This is a genomic window from Rhodovulum sp. HP10 (assembly GCF_047553435.1).
GTDB lineage: Bacteria > Pseudomonadota > Alphaproteobacteria > Rhodobacterales > Rhodobacteraceae > Rhodovulum.
This window is the reverse complement of sequence record NZ_CP180201.1, coordinates 2,129,844-2,149,477: the sequence shown is the minus strand read 5'-3', so window position 1 is coordinate 2,149,477 and position 19,634 is coordinate 2,129,844. Positions and strand designations below refer to the sequence as shown.

At 67.9% G+C, this 19,634-nt stretch carries 20 protein-coding genes, 1 tRNA gene and 1 riboswitch; of the genes, 9 read left to right on the top strand and 12 right to left on the bottom strand.

Annotation, left to right across the window (positions count from 1 at the left end; all coding sequences use genetic code 11):
- Positions 1–66: 66 nt before the first annotated feature.
- Positions 67–705, bottom strand: a complete 639-nt coding sequence (locus tag ACK8CO_RS10125; RefSeq protein ID WP_414896548.1) for a hypothetical protein — start codon at positions 703–705, stop codon at positions 67–69.
- 212 nt (positions 706–917) lie between these two features.
- Positions 918–1,604 carry a response regulator transcription factor gene (locus tag ACK8CO_RS10120; RefSeq protein ID WP_080617784.1) on the bottom strand — a complete coding sequence of 229 codons (687 nt, stop codon included), beginning with the start codon at positions 1,602–1,604 and terminating at the stop codon, positions 918–920.
- A 156-nt stretch (positions 1,605–1,760) separates the two neighbouring features.
- Between ACK8CO_RS10120 and ribA the strand changes: the two genes are divergently transcribed.
- The gene (ribA, locus tag ACK8CO_RS10115; RefSeq protein WP_414896547.1) at positions 1,761–2,840 is read left to right on the top strand and encodes a GTP cyclohydrolase II; all 1,080 of its coding nucleotides are present in this window, start codon (positions 1,761–1,763) and stop codon (positions 2,838–2,840) included.
- 12 nt (positions 2,841–2,852) lie between these two features.
- Here the strand turns inward: ribA and ACK8CO_RS10110 are convergent, their stop codons facing one another.
- A complete protein-coding gene (locus ACK8CO_RS10110; protein ID WP_042458346.1) occupies positions 2,853–3,035 on the bottom strand; it encodes a hypothetical protein in 183 nt (60 codons plus the stop codon).
- A 135-nt stretch (positions 3,036–3,170) separates the two neighbouring features.
- Here ACK8CO_RS10110 and ACK8CO_RS10105 point away from each other — a divergent pair, with 135 nt between their 5' ends.
- Positions 3,171–3,668, top strand: a complete 498-nt coding sequence (locus ACK8CO_RS10105; protein WP_414896546.1) for a L,D-transpeptidase family protein — start codon at positions 3,171–3,173, stop codon at positions 3,666–3,668.
- A gap of 185 nt (positions 3,669–3,853) precedes the next feature.
- Here the strand turns inward: ACK8CO_RS10105 and ACK8CO_RS10100 are convergent, their stop codons facing one another.
- The gene (locus ACK8CO_RS10100) at positions 3,854–6,163 is read right to left on the bottom strand and encodes a DEAD/DEAH box helicase (RefSeq protein ID WP_414896545.1); all 2,310 of its coding nucleotides are present in this window, start codon (positions 6,161–6,163) and stop codon (positions 3,854–3,856) included.
- A 271-nt stretch (positions 6,164–6,434) separates the two neighbouring features.
- On the opposite strand from ACK8CO_RS10100, the gene ACK8CO_RS10095 reads away from it, so the two are divergent.
- Positions 6,435–6,785, top strand: a complete 351-nt coding sequence (locus tag ACK8CO_RS10095) for a zinc ribbon domain-containing protein YjdM (RefSeq protein ID WP_414896544.1) — start codon at positions 6,435–6,437, stop codon at positions 6,783–6,785.
- 196 nt (positions 6,786–6,981) lie between these two features.
- The gene (locus ACK8CO_RS10090) at positions 6,982–7,572 is read left to right on the top strand and encodes a hypothetical protein (RefSeq protein ID WP_414896543.1); all 591 of its coding nucleotides are present in this window, start codon (positions 6,982–6,984) and stop codon (positions 7,570–7,572) included.
- Between the two features lie 90 nt (positions 7,573–7,662).
- Here ACK8CO_RS10090 and aroC read toward each other — a convergent pair whose 3' ends face one another.
- Entirely contained in the window at positions 7,663–8,763 is a 1,101-nt protein-coding gene (aroC, locus tag ACK8CO_RS10085; RefSeq protein WP_080617790.1) for a chorismate synthase, read from the bottom strand.
- A gap of 116 nt (positions 8,764–8,879) precedes the next feature.
- Positions 8,880–8,981: riboswitch (TPP riboswitch) on the top strand.
- A 40-nt stretch (positions 8,982–9,021) separates the two neighbouring features.
- Here aroC and thiB point away from each other — a divergent pair.
- Genes thiB through ACK8CO_RS10070 form a run of 3 tightly spaced genes read left to right on the top strand, consistent with a single transcriptional unit; the run spans position 9,022 to position 12,249 of the window.
- Positions 9,022–10,020 carry a thiamine ABC transporter substrate binding subunit gene (thiB, locus tag ACK8CO_RS10080; protein ID WP_414896542.1) on the top strand — a complete coding sequence of 333 codons (999 nt, stop codon included), beginning with the start codon at positions 9,022–9,024 and terminating at the stop codon, positions 10,018–10,020.
- Positions 9,996–11,570 (top strand): thiamine/thiamine pyrophosphate ABC transporter permease ThiP, encoded by a 1,575-nt coding sequence (locus ACK8CO_RS10075; RefSeq protein ID WP_414896541.1) that lies wholly within the window; start codon positions 9,996–9,998, stop codon positions 11,568–11,570. Before thiB ends, ACK8CO_RS10075 begins: the two co-directional genes overlap by 25 nt.
- Positions 11,557–12,249, top strand: coding sequence for an ATP-binding cassette domain-containing protein (locus tag ACK8CO_RS10070; RefSeq protein ID WP_080617793.1), 693 nt, complete (start codon positions 11,557–11,559; stop codon positions 12,247–12,249). The genes ACK8CO_RS10075 and ACK8CO_RS10070 overlap by 14 nt, the downstream gene beginning before the upstream one ends.
- A 128-nt stretch (positions 12,250–12,377) precedes the next feature.
- On the opposite strand, the gene ACK8CO_RS10065 is transcribed toward ACK8CO_RS10070, so the two are convergent.
- The 4 genes from ACK8CO_RS10065 to ACK8CO_RS10050 form a co-directional block, all read right to left on the bottom strand.
- A complete protein-coding gene (locus ACK8CO_RS10065) occupies positions 12,378–13,163 on the bottom strand; it encodes a cytochrome c1 (RefSeq protein WP_080617794.1) in 786 nt (261 codons plus the stop codon).
- Between the two features lie 18 nt (positions 13,164–13,181).
- The gene (locus tag ACK8CO_RS10060) at positions 13,182–14,519 is read right to left on the bottom strand and encodes a cytochrome b (RefSeq protein WP_080617795.1); all 1,338 of its coding nucleotides are present in this window, start codon (positions 14,517–14,519) and stop codon (positions 13,182–13,184) included.
- A gap of 13 nt (positions 14,520–14,532) precedes the next feature.
- A complete protein-coding gene (gene petA, locus ACK8CO_RS10055) occupies positions 14,533–15,090 on the bottom strand; it encodes a ubiquinol-cytochrome c reductase iron-sulfur subunit (protein WP_080617796.1) in 558 nt (185 codons plus the stop codon).
- Positions 15,091–15,393: 303 nt separating this feature from the next.
- A complete protein-coding gene (locus ACK8CO_RS10050; protein ID WP_080617797.1) occupies positions 15,394–15,684 on the bottom strand; it encodes a hypothetical protein in 291 nt (96 codons plus the stop codon).
- Positions 15,685–15,881: 197 nt separating this feature from the next.
- Here ACK8CO_RS10050 and ACK8CO_RS10045 point away from each other — a divergent pair, with 197 nt between their 5' ends.
- Positions 15,882–16,658: an alpha/beta fold hydrolase gene (locus tag ACK8CO_RS10045; RefSeq protein ID WP_414896540.1), complete on the top strand. Its 777-nt coding sequence runs from the start codon at positions 15,882–15,884 to the stop codon at positions 16,656–16,658.
- A gap of 89 nt (positions 16,659–16,747) precedes the next feature.
- Here ACK8CO_RS10045 and mtaB read toward each other — a convergent pair whose 3' ends face one another.
- Complete coding sequence (mtaB, locus tag ACK8CO_RS10040; RefSeq protein WP_414896539.1) at positions 16,748–18,016, bottom strand: tRNA (N(6)-L-threonylcarbamoyladenosine(37)-C(2))-methylthiotransferase MtaB; 1,269 nt, start codon at positions 18,014–18,016, stop codon at positions 16,748–16,750.
- On the bottom strand, positions 18,016–18,855 hold the full coding sequence (gene dapF, locus ACK8CO_RS10035; protein WP_414896538.1) for a diaminopimelate epimerase: 840 nt from the start codon (positions 18,853–18,855) through the stop codon (positions 18,016–18,018). The genes mtaB and dapF overlap by 1 nt, the downstream gene beginning before the upstream one ends.
- 109 nt (positions 18,856–18,964) lie before the next feature.
- Here dapF and ACK8CO_RS10030 point away from each other — a divergent pair.
- Positions 18,965–19,040: transfer RNA gene (locus tag ACK8CO_RS10030), tRNA-Lys, on the top strand.
- Positions 19,041–19,044: 4 nt separating this feature from the next.
- Here ACK8CO_RS10030 and ACK8CO_RS10025 read toward each other — a convergent pair.
- On the bottom strand, positions 19,045–19,515 hold the full coding sequence (locus tag ACK8CO_RS10025) for a tyrosine-type recombinase/integrase (RefSeq protein WP_414896537.1): 471 nt from the start codon (positions 19,513–19,515) through the stop codon (positions 19,045–19,047).
- Positions 19,516–19,634: the final 119 nt, after the last annotated feature.

The window sequence follows — 19,634 nt, the reverse complement described above, 5'->3', positions numbered from 1 at the left end:
CCGCCGGCGGGCGGCTGCGCGCGACCCTAGACGGCGACGCCCCGGGGCTCAAGCCGAAGCCTGCGCCTATTCCGGGTCGCCATCCTCGATCAGGACATAGGCCGAGGCACCGGGCAGATAGCGCTGATGGGCGCAGCCCGCCCCGGTACAGAAATCGCGATGCAGCCGCGGCCCCGTGCGGCAGGAAACATGGCTGAAATCGACCGTGATCTCGGGATAGGCCGAGCCGGGCAGCAGACGTTCGCGTACCGCTCCCGCGCCGATCTCGGCCCCCGAGCGGCCCAGCGCCCGGCATTCGCGGTCGGTGCGCGCCTTCAGCGTCTCGTCGAAGGCGCGTCGCATCTCGGCCGGGTCGGGCCGCACTGCCAGCGGCGGCGGGCATCCAGACAGCGCGGCATCGAGCGCCTCGGCCGCGCCGCTCAGCCGGAAATCGACCGGCGCGCCCAGATAGTCGTAAAGGACAAGTGTCGTCTCTCTGCGCATCGCGGTCAGGAACTCGGCATCCGGCCGGGCCAGCGCAACGCCCGAGCGCCCCGTCCAGGCAATCAGGAAATGCCGCGCGCCGATCTTGGCGGGACGTTCGAAAGCGCCATCGGGCGGCTCGGCCCCGTCGGTCAGAACCCCCATCACAGGCTGACCGTCAGGGCCGCAGGCCACCGCCAGTTCGGCAGAGCCCTCGAACCCGACCTGATAGGCGCTGGTCATCTGCCAGGACTGCCAGCCGGGAAGAACCGACCAATAGCCGGGAATGTCGGTCGCGGCCCTTGCGGCCGCACCGATCTGGCAGAGGGCACATAAAATGCCTAAAAAACAGGTCCATCGCCCCGACATGACGCAAGAATTGCGCAACCGGAGCGCGGCTACAAGGCCAAAAGCAACCGTCATGGATGCAACACGCCGCGCCTGCGCCGACGCTCTCAGGCGACCAGACGGTAGCCGCCGGATTCGGTGACCAGAAGCCGGGCATTGGACGGATCGGGCTCGATCTTCTGGCGCAGCCGGTAGATATGGGTTTCGAGCGTATGCGTCGTCACCCCGGCATTATAGCCCCAGACCTCGTGCAGCAGCACGTCGCGCGCCACCACCCCTTCCGAGGCGCGATAGAGGAACTTCAGGATGTTGGTTTCCTTCTCGGTCAGCCGGATCTTGCGGTCGTCTTCGGTGATCAGCATCTTCATCGCGGGCTTGAAGGTGTAAGGTCCGAGCTGGAACACCGCATCCTCGGATTGTTCATGCTGACGCAGCTGGGCGCGGATCCGGGCCAGAAGCACCGGAAACTTGAACGGTTTCACCACATAGTCATTGGCCCCCGAATCGAGCCCGAGGATGGTATCGGCATCGCTGTCATGCCCGGTCAGCATCAGGATCGGGCATTTGACCCCCTGCTTGCGCATCAGCCGGCACAGCTCGCGCCCGTCGGTATCGGGCAGGCCCACATCGAGAATCACCAGCTCGTAGATCGCCGAGCGCGCCTTCTCCATCGCCTCGACGCCGCTTCCGGCCTCGAACACGTCGAAATCCTCTGTCATCACCAGCTGCTCGCTCAGGGCTTCGCGCAGGTCGGTATCATCGTCCACCAGAAGGATCTTCTTCAGGGTGCTCATGGCGTCCTCCTTTATCTCTGCCGCTCAGATGTCGCCCCGCAGGGTGCGCTCAAGATTTGCGACATGGTCTTCACGCAAGCGTGTGCCGGAACAGGGAATTGTTTCAAATATCCGGGAATTGTGGCTTAACCCCTCCCGAAGAAAGAGGATTGGCTCATGCGTCTTGGCCCCGGCAGCACCGAAAGACTGGCCCGCGCCCGCGGCGATCTCAGGATGGGGGTTCCCGTGGTGGTGGGGCCGCTGGTCGTCGTCGCGGCAGAGACCCTGACGCCCGAACGGCTGGCGGCGCTGCGCGCGCTGGGGGGCACGCCGGTGCTGGCGATCACCGCAAGGCGGGCCGAAACCCTGAAGGCACGGCCCTATGACGGCGATATCGCGCGGCTTCTGCTGCCCGGCGAGGTCGGCACCGACTGGGTGCGCGCCGTGGCCGACCCGGCCGACGATCTCGACAAGCCGCTGCTCGGCCCCTTCACCTCGGCCCGGGGCGGAGCGGCCGAGGCCCATCGCGCGGCCATCGCGCTGGCCAAGTCGGCGCGGCTGCTGCCCGCGGTCCTGGCCCTCGCGCCGGACGCGCCCGAGGCGCTGGCCGGGGCCGAGGGGCTGACCCGCGTCACCCTCAAGGAGGCGGCGCTGGCCCGGGCCGAGGGCACGACGCTGGCCGAGGTGGTCTCGGCACGGGTGCCGCTCGAGGTCTCGAAGGCGGGGCGGCTGCATGTCTTCCGCCCGGCCGATGGCAGCGAGGAGCATTACGCCGTCGAGATCGGCAGCCCGCCCCGTGGCGAACCGGTTCTGGCCCGGCTGCATTCGGCCTGTTTCACCGGCGATCTGATCGGCAGCCTGAAATGCGATTGCGGCGCGCAGCTGCGGGCCGCGCTGACCCAGATGGGGGCCGAGGGCGCAGGCGTGCTGCTCTATCTCAACCAGGAGGGGCGCGGCATCGGGCTGGCCAACAAGATGCGGGCCTATTCGCTGCAGGATCAGGGCTTCGACACGGTCGAGGCCAATCACCGGCTGGGCTTCGAGGATGACGAGCGCGATTTCCGCATCGGCGCGGCGATCCTGCGCGAGATGGGCTTCTCTGCGGTGCGGCTGATGACCAACAACCCGGCCAAGATCGAGATGATGCGCGCCCGGGGCGTCGAGGTCACCGAGCGCGTGCCCCTCAAGGTGGGGCACACGCCCGAGAATGCCCGCTATCTGGCCGTCAAGGCGCAGAAATCCGGGCATCTTCTGTAAGGCAGGAAGGGCTCAGCCCTGATGCGGTGCCCGCATTTCGCGCAGCGCGGATTCGATGGCGCGCCAGGTCCGCGCATCCTCGGCCCTGCCATCCTTCTCGAGCGCGGCGGCCTTCTGCGCCGCCTCCGCCTGGGCCTTGTCGCCGCGTGCCGCAAGCAGCGAACGGGCATAGTCCATCACCTTGGCCGTTTCCATCTGTTGCTCCTCCGTTACAACCGACGCCGTCCGGGTCGCGGGCGCCTGTCGCCAGACTAGCACATTCCGGCCGGAATCGCGCGACGCCGCGTCAGAGGGCTTTTGCCGCGCCCCGGCCCGGGGCAGTCTGGGCCGATGCCCCATACCGACGATCTTGTCCTGACCCCGACCCATCTGCGCTTTGCCGGGCGCCGCTTTGCCTGCAGTATCGGCCGGGGCGGGCTCACCTCCGACAAGCGGGAGGGCGATGGCGCGACGCCGCGCGGCCTGCACCGGATCGTGGGCATGCTCTACCGGCCCGACCGGCTGTTGCCGCCCGCGCCCTGGGCCCGCGCCATCGGGCCCGCCGATCTGTGGTCGGACGATCCGGACGATCCGGCCTATAACCGGCTCGTCCGCGCCCCGCATGGCTTCAGCCATGAGCGGCTGCGCCGGGCCGATCCGCTCTACGATCTGGTGCTGCTGACCGACTGGAACTGGCCCGATGCCCGGCCCGGCAAGGGCTCGGCCATCTTCCTGCATCAATGGCGGCGGCCACGCTATCCGACAGCGGGCTGCATCGCCTTCCGCCGCCGCGACCTGCACTGGATCGCGGGCCGGATCCGGCCTGGCAGCCGTCTTATCGTGCCCTGAGAGCGGGCCCGGCTGTTTCTGTTGAAAAACGCGCCTGCGGGGCCACCGCGCACCAGGTCACAGGACATGGTTCAGATTTTTCGCGCCCCTGCCTCATGAGCAGATCCGTTTTGCCCCTGTGAGGAACGCCATTCCAAACCCAGGCGACCTCTCGGCCGCTGCCGGAGTTTTTCAGCGCAATCGGCTCAGCGCGGACGCCGGGGCGGCACGTTGCCGCCGCGACCGGGCTTCGGAGCACCGCGCTTGGCCCCGCCAGCGGGCCTCGCCCCCTTGCCCTTCGGCGCGCCCGGACGCTCGACCCGCTTCGAGGGGTCGGAGGCATCGGGCCGGCGCCGCTCGGCCGGAGCCGTATCGCCCGCCGCAGGACGCTTGTCCTTCGGCCAGTCCCTCGAGGCGCCTTTCGGGCCGGTTTTCGGACCGGTTTTCGGGCCGCGCGCGGGCCCGTCCTTCCAGCCGTCTTTCCGTCCGTCCTTGCGGCTGTCCTTGCGATTATCCTTCCGCTCGTCCTTGCGGGCATCCTTCCAGCCGTCCTTCCGCCCCTCTTTCGCACGCGGGCCGCTGGCCTCGCTGCGTGGGGCGGAACGTTCGGCGTCATGGCGCGGCTTGCGCGGCCGCTCGACCGGTGCGGCATCGGCTTCGCGCCGGGGCGCCTTGGGCTTCGGCGCATCCGCTTTGGCGGGACGGTCCTCACGCCGCTCTGGGCGGGGCGTCGGCCGGGCCTCGAAATCGGGTTTGACCCGGGGCGCCCCGGCAGCCTCGGGGCGGGGCGCCGAAGCTTCGGGCACGGCTGATTCGGCAGGCTGCGGGCACGGCGCGCGCTCGGACCGGACTTCCGGCCGGGGCCGCTCGGAACGCGGACGGTCAGATTTCGGGCGGTCGGATTTCGGACGATCCGATTTCGGGCGGGACCCGCGGGTATCCTCGACCGGGCCGTCGAAGCGTTTGGCGGTGATATCGTCCTCGAGCAGCCCGTCCGGACCGATCCGCGCGACAAAACCCGGCACCGCGGCCTCGGCGATCTCGACCAGCGAGGTCCTGGCCTGGAGCTGAATGCGGCCGATCTGCGACCGTTCGAGATTTCCGGCCCGGCAGACCAGCGGCAACAGCCAGCGCGGCTCGGCCCGGCGGTCGCGCCCGACCGACAGCTCGAACCAGACCGAGGGCCCGAAAGGCGGACGCTCGGGGCGCGCACCGGGCGCGGCGGGGGCGTTCAGCTCCTCGGGCGCGGAAAGCCCGGCGCGGTAGAGCCTCAGGCAGGCGGCCGCGATCGTCTCGGGGCTGCGCTCGGCCAGAAGACGGGCGGCAAAGGCTGCCTCGGCCTCGGTCGGTTCGGCCTCCCAGATCGGATCGGCCAGCAGACGGGTCTCGTCCAGCGCGAGGATTTCCTCGGGCGTCGGCGCCAGGATCCATTCGGCCTCGATCTTGGCCCATTTCAACAGCCGCCCCGCCTTCTTGGCCAGCTTGTCGGGCACGATCAGTGCCGAGATCCCCTTGCGCCCGGCCCGGCCGGTGCGGCCCGAACGGTGCAGCAGCGCCTCGGTATTGCTGGGCAGATCGGCATGGATCACCAGATCGAGATTGGGCAGGTCGATGCCGCGCGCGGCCACATCGGTCGCCACGCAGACCCGCGCCCGGCCGTCGCGCATCGCCTGGAGCGCATGGCTGCGCTCGTCCTGGCTGAGCTCGCCCGAGAGGCTCACCGCCGACAGGCCCCGGTTGGCAAAGCGCGCCGCCAGACGGCTGACCGCGGCCCGGGTATTGGCAAAGACGATGGCGGTGGGCGCATCGTGGAAGCGCAACAGGTTGATGATGGCATGTTCGGCATCGGCCGCCGTCACCTGCACCGCCTTGTAGGCGATATCGGCATGCTGGCTGCCCCGCGACAGCGTCGTCACCCGGACCGCGTCGCGCTGGTAAAGCTTGGCAAGCTCGGCGATCGCGGGCGGCACCGTCGCCGAGAACAGCAGCGTGCGCCGCCCGGCCGGCGCCGCGCCCAGCATGAATTCGAGATCCTCGCGGAAGCCGAGATCGAGCATCTCGTCGGCCTCGTCCAGCACCACCGCGCGGATGTCGGACAGATCGAGCGCGCCGCGGGTGATATGGTCGCGCAGCCGCCCGGGCGTGCCGACGACGATATGCGCGCCCCGGTCGAGCGCCCGGCGCTCGTCGCGGGCATCCATGCCGCCCACGCAGGACACGACCTTCCCTCCCGCCCGGGCATAAAGCCAGATCAGTTCTCGCTGGACCTGCAGGGCCAGTTCGCGGGTCGGCGCGATGACAAGGGCCAGCGGTGCCGCGGGCGGCCCCATCCGGTCCTCCTCGCCCATCAGCGTCGGCGCGATGGCAAGGCCGAAGCCCACCGTCTTGCCCGAGCCGGTCTGGGCCGAGACCAGGAGATCGGCCCCGGCAAGCTCGGGGGCGGTGACGGCCTTCTGCACGTCGGTCAGCGTGTCGAACCCGCGTTCGGCGAGGGCTACGGAAAGAGACGGGATCATGTGGGGACCATCCGTGGGGCAGGCGCACCGGCATGGCGGGCCAAAGATTGCATCGCTAGGGTATCGCGCCCGGCATGTCTAGGCAATTGATCCTGCAGGCCTATGGGAACGGGGCTTTGCAAACGGGCCTCTGACGGGTCTTTGAGGGCGGGCATATGTAGGCGGGCCGCGAGGCGCTGCGCTTTCCCGTCGCGGCATTGCAGGCCATATCCTGCCCCGCTGCGCGGATCTGGATCTGGCTTTCGGACGGGCCTGTGGCTATAGCCGAGACATGACAGATACCCTGCCCCCCTGCCCCGAATGCGCCTCGAGCTTCACCTATCAGCTCGATGCGCTGCTGAGCTGTCCGGAATGCGGCCATGAATGGGCGCCGGATACAAATGAACCCTCCGAGGAGGCCGGGTCCGGCATCCGCGACAGCGTCGGCAACCTGCTGCAGGATGGCGATACCGTGACCGTGATCAAGAGCCTCAAGGTCAAGGGCGCCTCGGCGCCGCTCAAGGTCGGCACCAAGGTGCGTGGCATCCGTCTGGTCGCGGGCGATCACGATATCGACTGCACCATCCCGGGCTTCGGCAAGATGGGCCTCAAATCGCAATTCGTGAAGAAGGTGCAGGACTAGCGTCGCCTCCGTCAGCGCGGCGCCTTGCGGGACGGACGTCCAGCCGCAACCGTCCCGGACAGGCGGGCGAAGGACCGGACCGCGCCAGTCGCAGGGCCCCGCCATCCTGCCTGCGCGGCAAACTGCCACTGACATTTGCCATTGAATCCTCCCATATGCGGTCAGAAACTGCAGCAATCAGCCAGTGAGGTGCCCCATGCCGTCTCTACGGAAGCTTCTCGGCCAGGGAGGCCGTATCGCGCTCCTGTTGCTGGTGCTTTATCTTCTTGCGCTGCTCGGGGTCCTGATCGGCCCCTGGTTCAGCATCCTGGCGCTGGTTCTGGTGGCCGTCGCGGCGGCCTGCATCCTTTATATGCGCTATCCCGAGAAGATTAAGCGCTGGCTACCCGCCCTGCCACGCCGCGGCCGCCCTGCCGAACAGCCCGCCCCCGGCCCGCAGCCCGGCATGGCGGCCGCGGCCTCGACCGGGGCCGAGATTTCGGACAAGCCGATCCAGCTTCCGGCGCTGCGCGAGCCCGACCCCGCCGATGAACAGACGGAAGGCGCCTCGAAACTCTCGATGCTGGAGACGCTGGGCTGGAAAAGCCCTGCCGCGATGGCGCGCGATTTCGCCCTGCTCGGGCTGGCGGGCCTCGTGATGGTGGCCGTCGGCCGCCTCCTGCCCGAATGGCCGCTGCTGTCCTGGATCGGCGGCGTGCTCGAGATCGTCGGCTTGCTCTGCGTGCTGTTCAGCTCGGGCGTGCTGTATTCCTTCGGACGCGAGTTCTTCTGGCGCGGCCGCGGCTAGGCCGGGCCCTGCGACGCGAGAGAACAGAAAACGGGCGGCCCCGGAGGGCGCCCGTTGCAAAGGAAACCGCCACCCGAGGCCGCGATCAGGTCAGCCGATCCGGCCCCGGCTTTCGCCGATCTGGCCGCGATGCAGCAGCAGATGATCGAGCAGGACGCAGGCCATCATCGCCTCGCCCACCGGCACCGCCCGAATGCCGACACAGGGGTCGTGGCGCCCCTTGGTCACGACCTCGGTCGACTCGCCCGCGACAGTGACGCTCCGCCGGGGTGTCAGGATCGACGAGGTCGGCTTGACCGCGAAGCGGACCACCACGTCCTGCCCGGTCGAGATGCCCCCGAGAACGCCGCCGGCATGGTTCGAGGCATAGACCGGCCCGTCAGGGCCCATGGTGATCTCGTCGGCATTCTCGACCCCGCTCAGCGCAGCCACCGCCATGCCATCGCCGATCTCGACGCCCTTCACCGCATTGATGCTCATCATCGCGGCCGCCAGATCGGTGTCGAGCTTGCCATAGATCGGTGCGCCGAGCCCCGCGGGCACGCCCGAGGCCACGACCTCGACCACCGCGCCGACCGAATTGCCGGCCTTGCGCAGCGCGTCGATATAGCCTTCCCATTCCGAGGCCGCCAGCCTGTCGGGCGCCCAGAACGGATTGCGCTCGATCTCGTCGGTGTCGAAGCGGGCGCGGTCGATGGCATGGGGACCGATCTGCACCATGTAGCCGGTGATCTTCAGGTTCGGCACCAGCGCCGCCAGCGCGGCCCGCGCCACGCCGCCCGCCGCGACCCGGGCCGCGGTCTCGCGCGCCGAGGAGCGGCCGCCGCCGCGATAGTCGCGGATACCGTATTTCTGCCAGTAGGTGATGTCGGCATGGCCGGGCCGGAAGCTCCGGGCAATCTCGCCGTAATCCTTCGAGCGCTGGTCGGTATTGCGGATCATGAGCTGGATCGGCGTGCCGGTGCTTTGTCCCTCGAACACGCCCGACAGGATCTCGACGGCATCGGGCTCCTGGCGCTGGGTGGTAAAGCGGCTCTGGCCGGGCCGCCGCCGGTCGAGCCAGTGCTGCAGCATCGCCACATCGACCGCGATGCCGGGCGGACAGCCGTCGACCGTCGCGCCAAGCGCGGGTCCGTGGCTTTCGCCCCAGGTGGTGACGCGGAACAGATGGCCGAAGGTGTTCAGGCTCATGGGGCGATCTCCTTTGGCCCATGGGCATACCCGCCGGAGGTCCGCCTCTCAAGGGGTTTGGCTTGGTGTTTGGCTGGGGGTTTGGCTTGCGAAGCCGGGACCGGGGCGCTAGCGTTGCGCTCACCTCGGGGTGCCCACAGGGGCTGAGATGCGCAACCCGCAAACCCGTTGAACCTGACCCGGTTAGAACCGGCGGAGGGAAGGCCCCTGGACAGATTTCCACCCTTGCCCGTCCGCCCCCATCTTTGGAGGAGGACCATGCGTATCCCATTCATTGCAGCGGCGCTCGCCGCAGGCGCCCTGCCCGCATCCGCGGAAGACCGGCCCGTGCTGACGATATACACCTATGAAAGCTTCGTGGCCGAATGGGGCCCCGGCCCGATCGTCGAGGCCGCTTTCGAGGAGACATGCGGCTGCGAGCTGAATTTCGTGGCCGCAGGCGATGGCGCGGCGCTCCTGGCCCGGCTCCGGCTCGAAGGCACGCGCAGCCGGGCCGATCTGGTGCTGGGCCTCGACACCAACCTCACCGCAGCCGCCGCCGAAACCGGGCTGTTCGCGCCCCATGGCCAGGACCCCGACCGGCTCGACCTGCCGGTCGCCTGGGACGACCCGCTGTTCCTGCCCTATGACTGGAGCTATTTCGCCTTCGTCTATGACAGGACCCGGCTGGCCGAGCCGCCGACGAGCTTCGAGGCGCTGATCGCCGCGCCAGGGGATCTGAAGATCGTGATCCAGGACCCGCGCAGTTCGACCCCGGGGCTGGGGCTTCTGTTCTGGATCAAGGCCGCCTATGGCGACCGCGCGCCCGGGATCTGGGAAGGACTTGCGCCGCATATCCTGACCGTCACCAAGGGCTGGACAGAATCCTACGGCCTGTTCATCGACGGCGAGGCCGACATGGCGCTGTCCTACACCACCTCGCCCGCCTATCACCTGATCGCCGAAGATGACGATACCAAGGCCGCCGCGCGCTTCGACGAGGGCCATTACCTGCAGATCGAGGTGGCCGGCATCCTGGCCTCGTCCGACCAACCCGAGCTGGCGCGGCAATTCCTCGACTTCATGTTGAGCGAGCCGTTCCAGGCAGCGATCCCCACCACCAACTGGATGTATCCCGCAGCCACGCCCGAAGCCGGGCTGCCGGCGGGCTTCGAGACCCTGATCCAGCCCGAGACCGCGCTGCTCTTCCCCCCGGACGAGGCCGCGCGGATCCGGAACGAGGCCCTCGCCGAATGGCGCGACGCGCTCAGCCGCTAGGCACTGCAACCGGGATCGGGATCGGCACCGCCGCACTGGCGCTGACGCTCGCGCTCGGCACCATCCTGGCCGTGGCCTGGCGCGCCGAGCCGGGCGGGGCCGGGCTTGGGGCCGCCGATCTGGCGGCGGTGCGCTTCACGCTTCTCCAGGCGCTCGCCTCGGCCGCGCTCAGCAGTCTGCTGGCGGTACCGGTGGCCCGGGCGCTGGCCCGGCGCCGCTTTCCGGGCCGGGGCGTGCTGATCACCCTTCTGGGCGCGCCCTTCATCCTGCCGGTCATCGTCGCGGTGATGGGACTTCTGGCCGTCTTCGGCCGCAGCGGCCTTCTGTCGACCGCGCTCGCGCCGCTCGGACTGGGCCCCGTCGACATCTACGGACCCGGGGGCGTCGTGCTGGCCCATGTCTTCTTCAACCTGCCGCTTGCCACGCGGCTGGTCCTGCAGGGCTGGCTCTCGATCCCGGCCGAACGGTTCCGGCTGGCGGCCGCCCTCGGCTTCGGCCCCGCCGACCGCTTTCGTCATCTCGAGCGTCCGATGCTGCGCGAAGTCCTGCCCGGCACATTCCTCGTCGTCTTCCTGATCTGCCTGACCAGCTTCGCCGTCGCCCTGACGCTGGGCGGCGGCCCCCGCGCAACCACGGTCGAGCTGGCGATCTATCAGGCCTTCCGCTTCGAATTCGACCTGGGCCGTGCCGCCTGGCTGGCGCTGATCCAGGTCGGGATCTCGGTCGCGGCCGCACTTGTTGCCTTCGCCATCGCGGTGCCGGGCGCCTTCGGCCCGGGGCTCGACAGACCCGTGCCGCAGATCGGGCCGGACGGGCGCTGGCTGCGGCTGCAGGACATGGCCTGCCTCGCGCTGGCCGCGCTGTTCCTGATCCTGCCGCTTGCCATGGTGGCGCTCCGCGGCCTGCCGGGCCTGCCCGGCCTGCCCGCCTCGGTCTATGCCGCGGCACTGCGCTCGCTGGCCGTGGCGCTCGGCTCGGCCGCGCTGACACTGGCGCTGGCGCTGCCGATGGCCATCGCCATCGACCGGCTCGGCGGTCTCACCGGCCGGACGATCCAGGCGGCGGGAACGCTCACCATTGCCGCCTCGCCTCTGGTGATGGGAACCGGGCTGTTCATCCTGCTCTTCCCGCTGGCCGATCCGAGGTTTCTGGCACTGCCGGTCACCGCGACCGTCAACGCCGCGATGAGCCTGCCCTTCGCGCTGCGTGCGCTGGTGCCGGCCGTGGCCGAGGCCGAACGCGGCCATGGCCGCCTCGCCGACAGCCTCGGCATGACCGGGCGCGCGCGGCTCCGGCTGATGCTGCTGCCGCGCCTCCGTCGGCCCATCGGCTTCACGCTCGGACTGGCGGCGGCGCTGTCGATGGGCGATCTGGGGGTGATCGCGCTGTTTTCAGACCCGGGCCATGCCACCCTGCCCTTGCAGCTTTACGGGCTGATGACGGCCTACCGGATGGAGAGCGCCGCCGCCGCCGCCCTTTTGCTGCTGGCGCTCAGCCTCGGGCTGTTCTGGATCTTCGACCGCGGAGGACGCGCCCGTGCTGAGCCTTGAAGACCTCTCGATCCGGCAGGGCAGCTTCGCCCTCGCGGCAGAGCTGACCATAGCGCCGGGCCGGATCGTGGCCCTGCTCGGGCCCTCGGGCGCAGGCAAGTCGACACTGCTCGACACCATCGCGGGCTTTCTCGCGCCCGACCGCGGCAGGGTGCTCTGGCAAGGCAGCGATCTCGGCCCGCTCGGCCCCGGCGACAGACCGCTTTCGGTGCTGTTTCAGGACAACAACCTCTTTCCGCACCTGACCGCGGCCCAGAATGTCGGGCTCGGCCTCCGGCCCGACCTGCGCCTTGGCCCGGCCCAGAACCGCGCGGTCGAGGCCGCGCTCGACCGGGTCGGGCTCGGCGGGCTCGGCGCCCGGAAACCGGCCGCGCTCTCGGGCGGGCAACGCGGACGGGTGGCGCTGGCGCGGATGCTGCTGCGCGGCCGGCCCCTGATGCTGCTCGACGAACCCTTCGCTGCGCTCGGCCCCGCGCTCAAGGCCGGGATGCTCGATCTGGTGGCCGAGCTTGCCCGCGAGACCGGGGCCACCCTGCTGTTCGTGACGCATGACCCGGCCGATGCCCGCGCCATCGCCGACGAGACCGTCCTGGTGGCCGAGGGCCGGGCCCATCCGCCCCGGCCGACAGGAACGCTTCTGGCCGATCCGCCGCCCGCGCTCCGCGCCTATCTGGGCTGAGCGGCTCTCATCTTCTTCTTGGCGAAAATACCCCCGCCCCGGCCGGATGCGGGCGGCTCCGCCGGGCCGGGGCGCAAACGAAAAACGCGCCCCGAAGGGCGCGTTTCCGTCAACCGGAGATCCGGCGATCAGACGCGTTTCTTGGGCTTGTAGGGGGCCCAGAGACGCTTGTTGGTGAGGTAGAGCAGAACCGTCAGCACGCCCAGGAACAGGACAGAGATCACGCCCGCTTCCTTCCGCGCCATCAGCTTGGGCTCGGCGGTCCACATCAGGAAGGCCGCGATGTCCTTGGCTTCCTGTTCCATGGTCGCCTCGGTGCCGTCCGCATACTCGACATCGTCGCCGAACAGCTGCGGCGGCATCGCGCTCCAGCCGGTCGAGAAGACCGGGTTCTGGTAGTAGAGCGTGCCGGCCTCTTCCTTGGTCTCGTCCGTGAAGGCGAGCAGGTAGGAGGTGATGTATTCCGGTCCGCCCATGCCCTTGAAGAACTGCGAGATCCCGGTGCCGAGAGGCCCGTGGAAGCCGGCCCGGCCCTTCGCCATCAGGCTGAGATCGGGCGCACCCGGATAGGTGCCCTCGGGGAAGTGATCCGTGGGCTTGGCCGGACGGTAATCGTCAAGCTCGGGATCGAAAACCTCGAAGGTCTCGGCATAGGCCCGCATCGCCTCGTCGCTGAGAGACGGCCCGCCCGGCTCGGAGAGCGAGCGCAGGGGCACGAATTTCAGCCCGTGGCAGACCGAGCAGATCTGGGTGTAGATCTGCAGGCCGCGTTGCAGCTGGGCCTGGTCGTATTTGCCAAGCGGCCCCTCGAACGAGAACTTGTAGTCCTTCACGTGGCCGCCTTCGGCTGCCCAGGCGCCACCCGCCCCCAGCGTCAGGGCGGTCAGGGCAGTGATCGTCAGTTTCTTGAACATCTTATCCGATCCCTTCTCTCACTCGGCCGGGGTGGCTTTGCCGGCCGCGGCGCCGTCGCCATAATGGGCGTTGAAGTCTTCCTCGATGGTTTCCGGCAGTGCCTCCGGCTTCTCGATGACGCCCAGAACCGGCAGGATCACCAGGAAATAGGCGAACCAGTAGGCAGCCCCCAGCAGAGAGATATTGGCATAGACCGCCTCGGCCGGCATGCCACCCGCCCAGGTCAGCACCACGAAGTCGGCCACGAACAGCCAGAAGGCGATGCGGAACTGCGGACGGAAGCGGCCCGAACGCACATTCGAGGTGTCAAGCCAGGGCACCAGCGCCATGACCAGGATCGAGCCGAACATCGCCAGGACGCCGAAGAACTTGGCATTGACGACACCGAAGGTCAGCCAGTCGGCGATCATCACCACCCAGACATCGGCGGTGAAGGCCCGCAGGATCGCATAGAAGGGCAGGAAGTACCATTCCGGCACGATATGCGTCGGCGTCTGCAGCGGGTTCGCCTCGATGTAGTTGTCGGGGTGACCCAGGTAGTTCGGCATGAAGCCGACGATGGCGAAGAAGACCAGCAGGACGACGCCCAGCGCGAACAGGTCCTTCATCACGAAATAGGGCCAGAAGGGCAGCGTGTCCTTGTCGGCCTCTTCCTTCGAGCCGCGGCGGACCTCAACACCCGTGGGGTTCGAGTTGCCGGTGGTGTGGAACGCCCAGACGTGGACGATCGACAGCCCGAGGATCACGAAGGGGATCAGGTAGTGCAGCGAGAAGAACCGGTTCAGCGTGGCATTGCCCACGGCCGGCCCGCCCAGCAGCCATTGCTGGATGTCGTGGCCGATCCACGGGATGGCGCCGAACAGACCGGTGATCACGGTCGCGCCCCAGAAGGACATCTGACCCCAGGGCAGCACATAGCCCATGAACGCGGTCGCCATCATCGCCAGATAGATCAGGATGCCGATGATCCAGGTCACCTCGCGGGGCGACTTGTACGAGCCGTAATAAAGGCCGCGGAAGATGTGCAGATAGACCGCGACGAAGAACAGCGACGCGCCGTTCGAGTGCAGGTAGCGCAGGAAATGGCCACCATTCACGTTGCGCATGATATGTTCGACCGACGCGAAGGCGATGTCGACATGCGGCGCGTAATGCATCGCCAGAACGATCCCGGTGACGATCTGAAGCACCAGGGTGAAGAACAGCACCACGCCCCAGATCCACATCCAGTTGAGGTTCTTGGGGGTGGGAATCATCAGGGTATCGTAGAGCAGGCCGATGACCGGCAGGCGCCGCTCCAGCCATTTCTCGGGGGCCGACCCCGGCTCGTAGTGGTCGTGAGGAATGCGGGACATTCAGGGGGCTCCCTTAACCGAGTTGGATGGTCGTCTCGTCCAGGAAGGACGCAACCGGGATGTACATGTTCTCGGGCGCGGGGCCCTTGCGGATCCGGCCCGCGGAATCGTAATGCGAGCCGTGGCAGGGGCAGAACCACCCGCCGAAATCACCGGACTGGTTGCCGATCGGAACGCAGCCGAGATGGGTGCAGACGCCGATCATCACCAGCCACTTGCCCTCTTCGTCCATCGTCCGGTTCGCGTCCGTGGCCTCACCCGGCTTGTTCGGGTTGCGCGAATTGTTGTCGCGCAGGTCGGACAGCGGAATCGAGCGCGCCAGTTCGATATCTTCGGGAGTGCGCAGGCGGATGAACACCGGCTTGCCGAGAAACTTGACAGTAATCTGCTGGCCTTCGGACACCGACGAGACATCGACCCGGATCGAGCTCAGCGCCTGCACGTCGGCAGAAGGGTTCATCTGATTGACGAGCGGCCATATCGCGGCCCCCGCGGTCACGGCACCGGCGCCCGCCGTGGCATAGTAAAGGAAGTCTCGGCGGGTGCCGTCATGATCTTCTGCGTGCGACACGAGAATATCTCCTTTCCAGGACCGGGTCGGTCGCCCCGGTCGATTCGAAAAACAGGCCAAGGGAATCCTGGGCCGTTTACCAGACTTACCTAGCCCCGGCAGGAAAATTGCGTCCAGCGGACATAGCCGCGCAGCGACGGCGGAGGCACAGACGGATTCCGGTCGAGGCCATATACCCCGCACCGGCCAATCCAGCCAGAGGAAATCGGGTTCTTAGACCCATTCTGAGACGTTCAACCGCATCCGCAGGCACTGTTTCCAGCCCTATTTGCGGTCGTTTCGGCCTCTGTCGGACGCTGCGGCCTAGACCCGGCGGACCCGCAGCCGGCCCAGCGCCGAGGCGTCGATCTCGACACCCGGACCGCTACCGCCCAGACGAAAGGTGCGCCGCATCCGGGCGCCTCCGTTCAGTTGTTCCCGATCGCGGCGGAAGGCCAGACCCTCGCCGAGCTCGTCCATGGCATCCTCGCTGCGCTGATCGCGGCGCAGCCCGTCGCGGCTTTTCGACAGCGCATAGGCGGCAAGGGCCACCGCGCCATAGCGAAGGCCATAGCGCAGCGCGACGGTCGCGATCGGGGCAAGGGGCAAGGGCATCTCGGGCGCTCTCCTCGTCTGACGGCATGGATGATAGAGCCCGGGACGATTCCTGTCCATCGCCTTGGAAAACCCCGGTCGGGCTGGCCCGGAGCGGGGCCCGGACCCGTGTGCATGCGCATAGTGCGAAGCCCGGACCCCACCGTTGTCGTTCGATATTCGGCATGCTACCCGAAGACGGAACAAAAGGAGAATACATGCGCCGACACAGCTTCGAACATGATGGTCTTGTTTTTTCCTTCCTTGACGCGGGCGGTGACGGGCGGCCGGTGCTGGCGCTTCACGGCCATTGGATGGGCGGCTCGGATTTCACCGGGCTGGCGGCGGATCTCGGCCCGGAATGGCGCCTGATCGCGCTGGATCAACGCGGCTTCGGCGAAACCGACCACAACGCGCCCCACAACATCCCGACTTATATTTCCGACGTGATCGCCCTGCTGGATCATCTGTCCATCGACCGGCCGGTGCCGGTACTGGGCCATTCCTTCGGCGGCATCGTGGCCTATCACCTTGCGGCAGCGCGGCCAGAGCGCGTTTCGGCCCTCATCATCGAAGATATCGGCGTGACGATCGACGACGATTCCAGCGCCCTTGTGGAGAACTGGGGCGGCATATTCCGCTTGCGCGAAGACCTGGAGGACCGGCTGGGCCCGCGTCTTTCCCCCTATCTGCAGAACTCGATCCGGCGGATTGCCGATGGCTGGACGCTCGCGTTCGAGCCCGCCGAGTTTCTGCTGTCGGAACAGGCGACAAATGGCGATCACCGGGATGTCTGGCGGCAAAGCCGCTGCCCGGCTCTGGTGGTGTCGGGCAGCGAAAGCCGTATCTGCGATGCCGCAGAGCTGCGGACCATGGCAGAATGTCGGGCGAACACGAGCTTCATCCAGCTCGGGGCCGGTCATTCCGTGCATATCGATGCGCCAGTGGAATTCGCCCGACATCTGCGGGACTTCCTCGACAGAAGCTGTCCGTGAGAGGACGGCCTTGCCGCGCGATGGGCATTGCCTGTCAGGGCAGCCTGGGCCCCGGCTGGCGCAGACACTAAAAAACGTCGCGAAAGGCTCTAATCCACCATGAGGCGCGTGTCGCTCCGCCCGGTGATGGTGGCGGTCACGATCTGCCCTTCCTGTCGGTCCGACCCGAAATCGACCTCGGTGAACTGCTCGGTCCGGCCCATGCGCGGGCCCTCCATCAGGATGCGGTGGGCCCGCCCGGTCTGGGCCGCGAGATGCCGCGCGACCTGCGCCTCGCCCGCGGCCCTGAGACGCGCGGCACGGTCGCGGATTGCGCTGCCCCCGACCTGAGGCATCCGCGCCGCGGGCGTCCCGGGCCGGGGCGAATAGGGAAAGACATGCAGCCAGGTCAGGTCGCATTCCCCAACCAGCGCGAGCGAATTGGCGAACATCTCCTCGGTCTCGGTCGGGAAGCCCGCGATGATGTCGGCCCCGAAGGTCATGTCGGGCCGCAGGCGCCGGGCCTCCTCGCAGAAGCGGATCGCATCGGCACGCGAATGCCGCCGCTTCATCCGCTTGAGGATCATGTCGTCGCCCGCCTGCAGGGAGAGATGCAGATGCGGCATAAGCCGCTCTTCCTCGGCGATGGCGCGCATCAGGGCATCGTCAGCCTCGATGGAATCGATCGACGAGATCCGAAGGCGCGGCAGTTCGGGCACCAGTTTCAGGATGCGCGCCACCAGATCGCCCAGCCTGGGCGTCGCCGGAAGATCGGCTCCCCAGCTGGTCAGGTCGACCCCCGTCAGCACCACTTCGTTATAGCCCGCGCCGACCAGCCGCCGGATCTGCTCGACCAGCACCCCCGCCGGGACCGAGCGCGAATTGCCCCGCCCGAAGGGAATGATGCAGAAGGTGCAGCGGTGGTCGCAGCCGTTCTGGACCTGCACGAAGGCGCGGCTTCGCGTGCCGAAGCCGTCGATCAGGTGACCGGCGGTCTCGCGCACCGACATGATGTCGTCCACCATGACCTTCTCGGTCTCACCGATGAAATCAGGACCCTTGGCGATCCCGGCCCAGGTCTCGGGCCGCATCTTCTCGGCATTGCCGATGACCAGATCGACCTCTTCCATTCCGGCAAAGCGCTCGGGCTCGGTCTGGGCGGCGCAGCCGGTGACGACGATCCGCGCCTCCGGGTTTTCACGGCGCAGGCGCCGGATCTCCTGCCGGGCCTTGCGCACCGCCTCGGAGGTGACGGCGCAGGTATTCACGATCAGTGCGTTTTCCAGCCCCGCCTCGGCGGCAAGCTCCTTCATCGCCTCGGTCTCGTAGGCGTTGAGCCGGCAGCCAAGCGTGGTGAAGCGGGGCGCCGCGCCGTCCATCACTCGGCCCCCGCCAGGAACGGGCCGGTGAAGACCCCGTCGAACACATGCGCGGTCGGCCCGGTCATCCAGACCCCGTCCGCGCGCCAGTCGACCTGCAATTCGCCGCCATCGAGCAGGATGGTCACCGAGCGCCCGGTCAGCCCGCGCCGCGCCGCCGCGACCGCGACCGCGCAGGAGGACGAACCCGAGGCCAGCGTCAGCCCGGTGCCACGCTCCCAGACCCGCATCCGGATCCGGTCCGGCCCGGCCAGATGCGCGACCTGCACATTGGTGCGCTCGGGAAACAGCGGGTGATGTTCGTGCTCGGGACCGAAGGCGGCCAGATCGACCGCCTCGGCATCCTCGACGAAGAAGGTGCAATGCGGATTGCCCATGCCGGTCGCCACCGGCGCGCCCGCGATCGGCAGGCGATCGAGATCGACCTCGCGCGCCAGCGGCACGCCCTGCCAGTCGAGAATCGGCGGCCCCATATTGACCGAGGTCAGCCCACCGCCCGCATCGCGCGCAGAAAGCCGCCCGCGTTCGGTGACAAGCGTCAGCTCGCGTCGTCCGGTCCGGTCGATCAGATGGCGCGCGATACAGCGGGTCGCATTGCCGCAGGTGGCCGACAGCGAGCCATCCGCATTGTAGAAGACCAGCCGCGCATCGGCATCCTCAGCAGGCTCGATCACCGCCAGCTGGTCGAATCCGACGCCCCGGTGCCGGTCGGCGATGGCCGCAACAAGGCTGGCGGACAGGGGCGTGCCGCCCTGCCGCCGGTCGATCACGACGAAGTCGTTGCCCAGCCCGTGCATCTTCATGAAGGGCAGGCGTTCGGTGTCATCCATCCGTGCCATGCGGCGGTGCTATACACCCGCCCCGGGACGCTTTCCAGCGTTCTGAAAAAAATCCTCGATTTTGCCCTTGACCGCCCTCGCTGGTTTTTCTAGGTAGCAGGCCTCAAGTGGGCCGTTAGCTCAGTTGGTAGAGCAACTGACTTTTAATCAGTGGGTCACAGGTTCGAATCCTGTACGGCTCACCACTTGTCACAATTTATCCTTTCCCTTCAGGGGGTTAGTGACACTTTTGGCGAACCCTTCGTAAAGGTTCACCACGTTCTGTTCCCCATTCGGTCGCGCGATCAGTTTCTCGAACGCGGCATCGGCCAGCCCCTCGCGGCCAGCCGCTTCGGTATAGAGTTGCACCAGAGCCAGGGTCTTGTGGCCGGTGACGGCGGCGATTTCGTGGGGCGTAGCCCCGGCTTCGGCCAGGCGGCGGGCGCAGGCCTTGCGGAGGCCGTGCGAGGTGCAGACGTCCAGCCCCGCCTCATCGCACCATTTCCGCATCGCGTTGCCACGCGTCTGCGGGTCCGGGCCGTCCGGGCCAACAAGGGGGCACGAATCGTCTGGACCTTGATGAAAAGTGGAGTGGCGTACCGGGCTTCGGCCATGCCGGCATAAGCCGGCCAGCGGCTGCGAGACGTCGGGGCGGAGGAGGCTGAAAGCAGCCTTGCGCAACGGTCGCAAGGCAGGGTTGGAAAGCCAGAGCGCAACAGAGCGCCTTCGAACACACGGCTTTGATCCGGACCCGACCTTCGAACACCATGCGAACCCGCAGCATGGCGAGCTACGGGCAT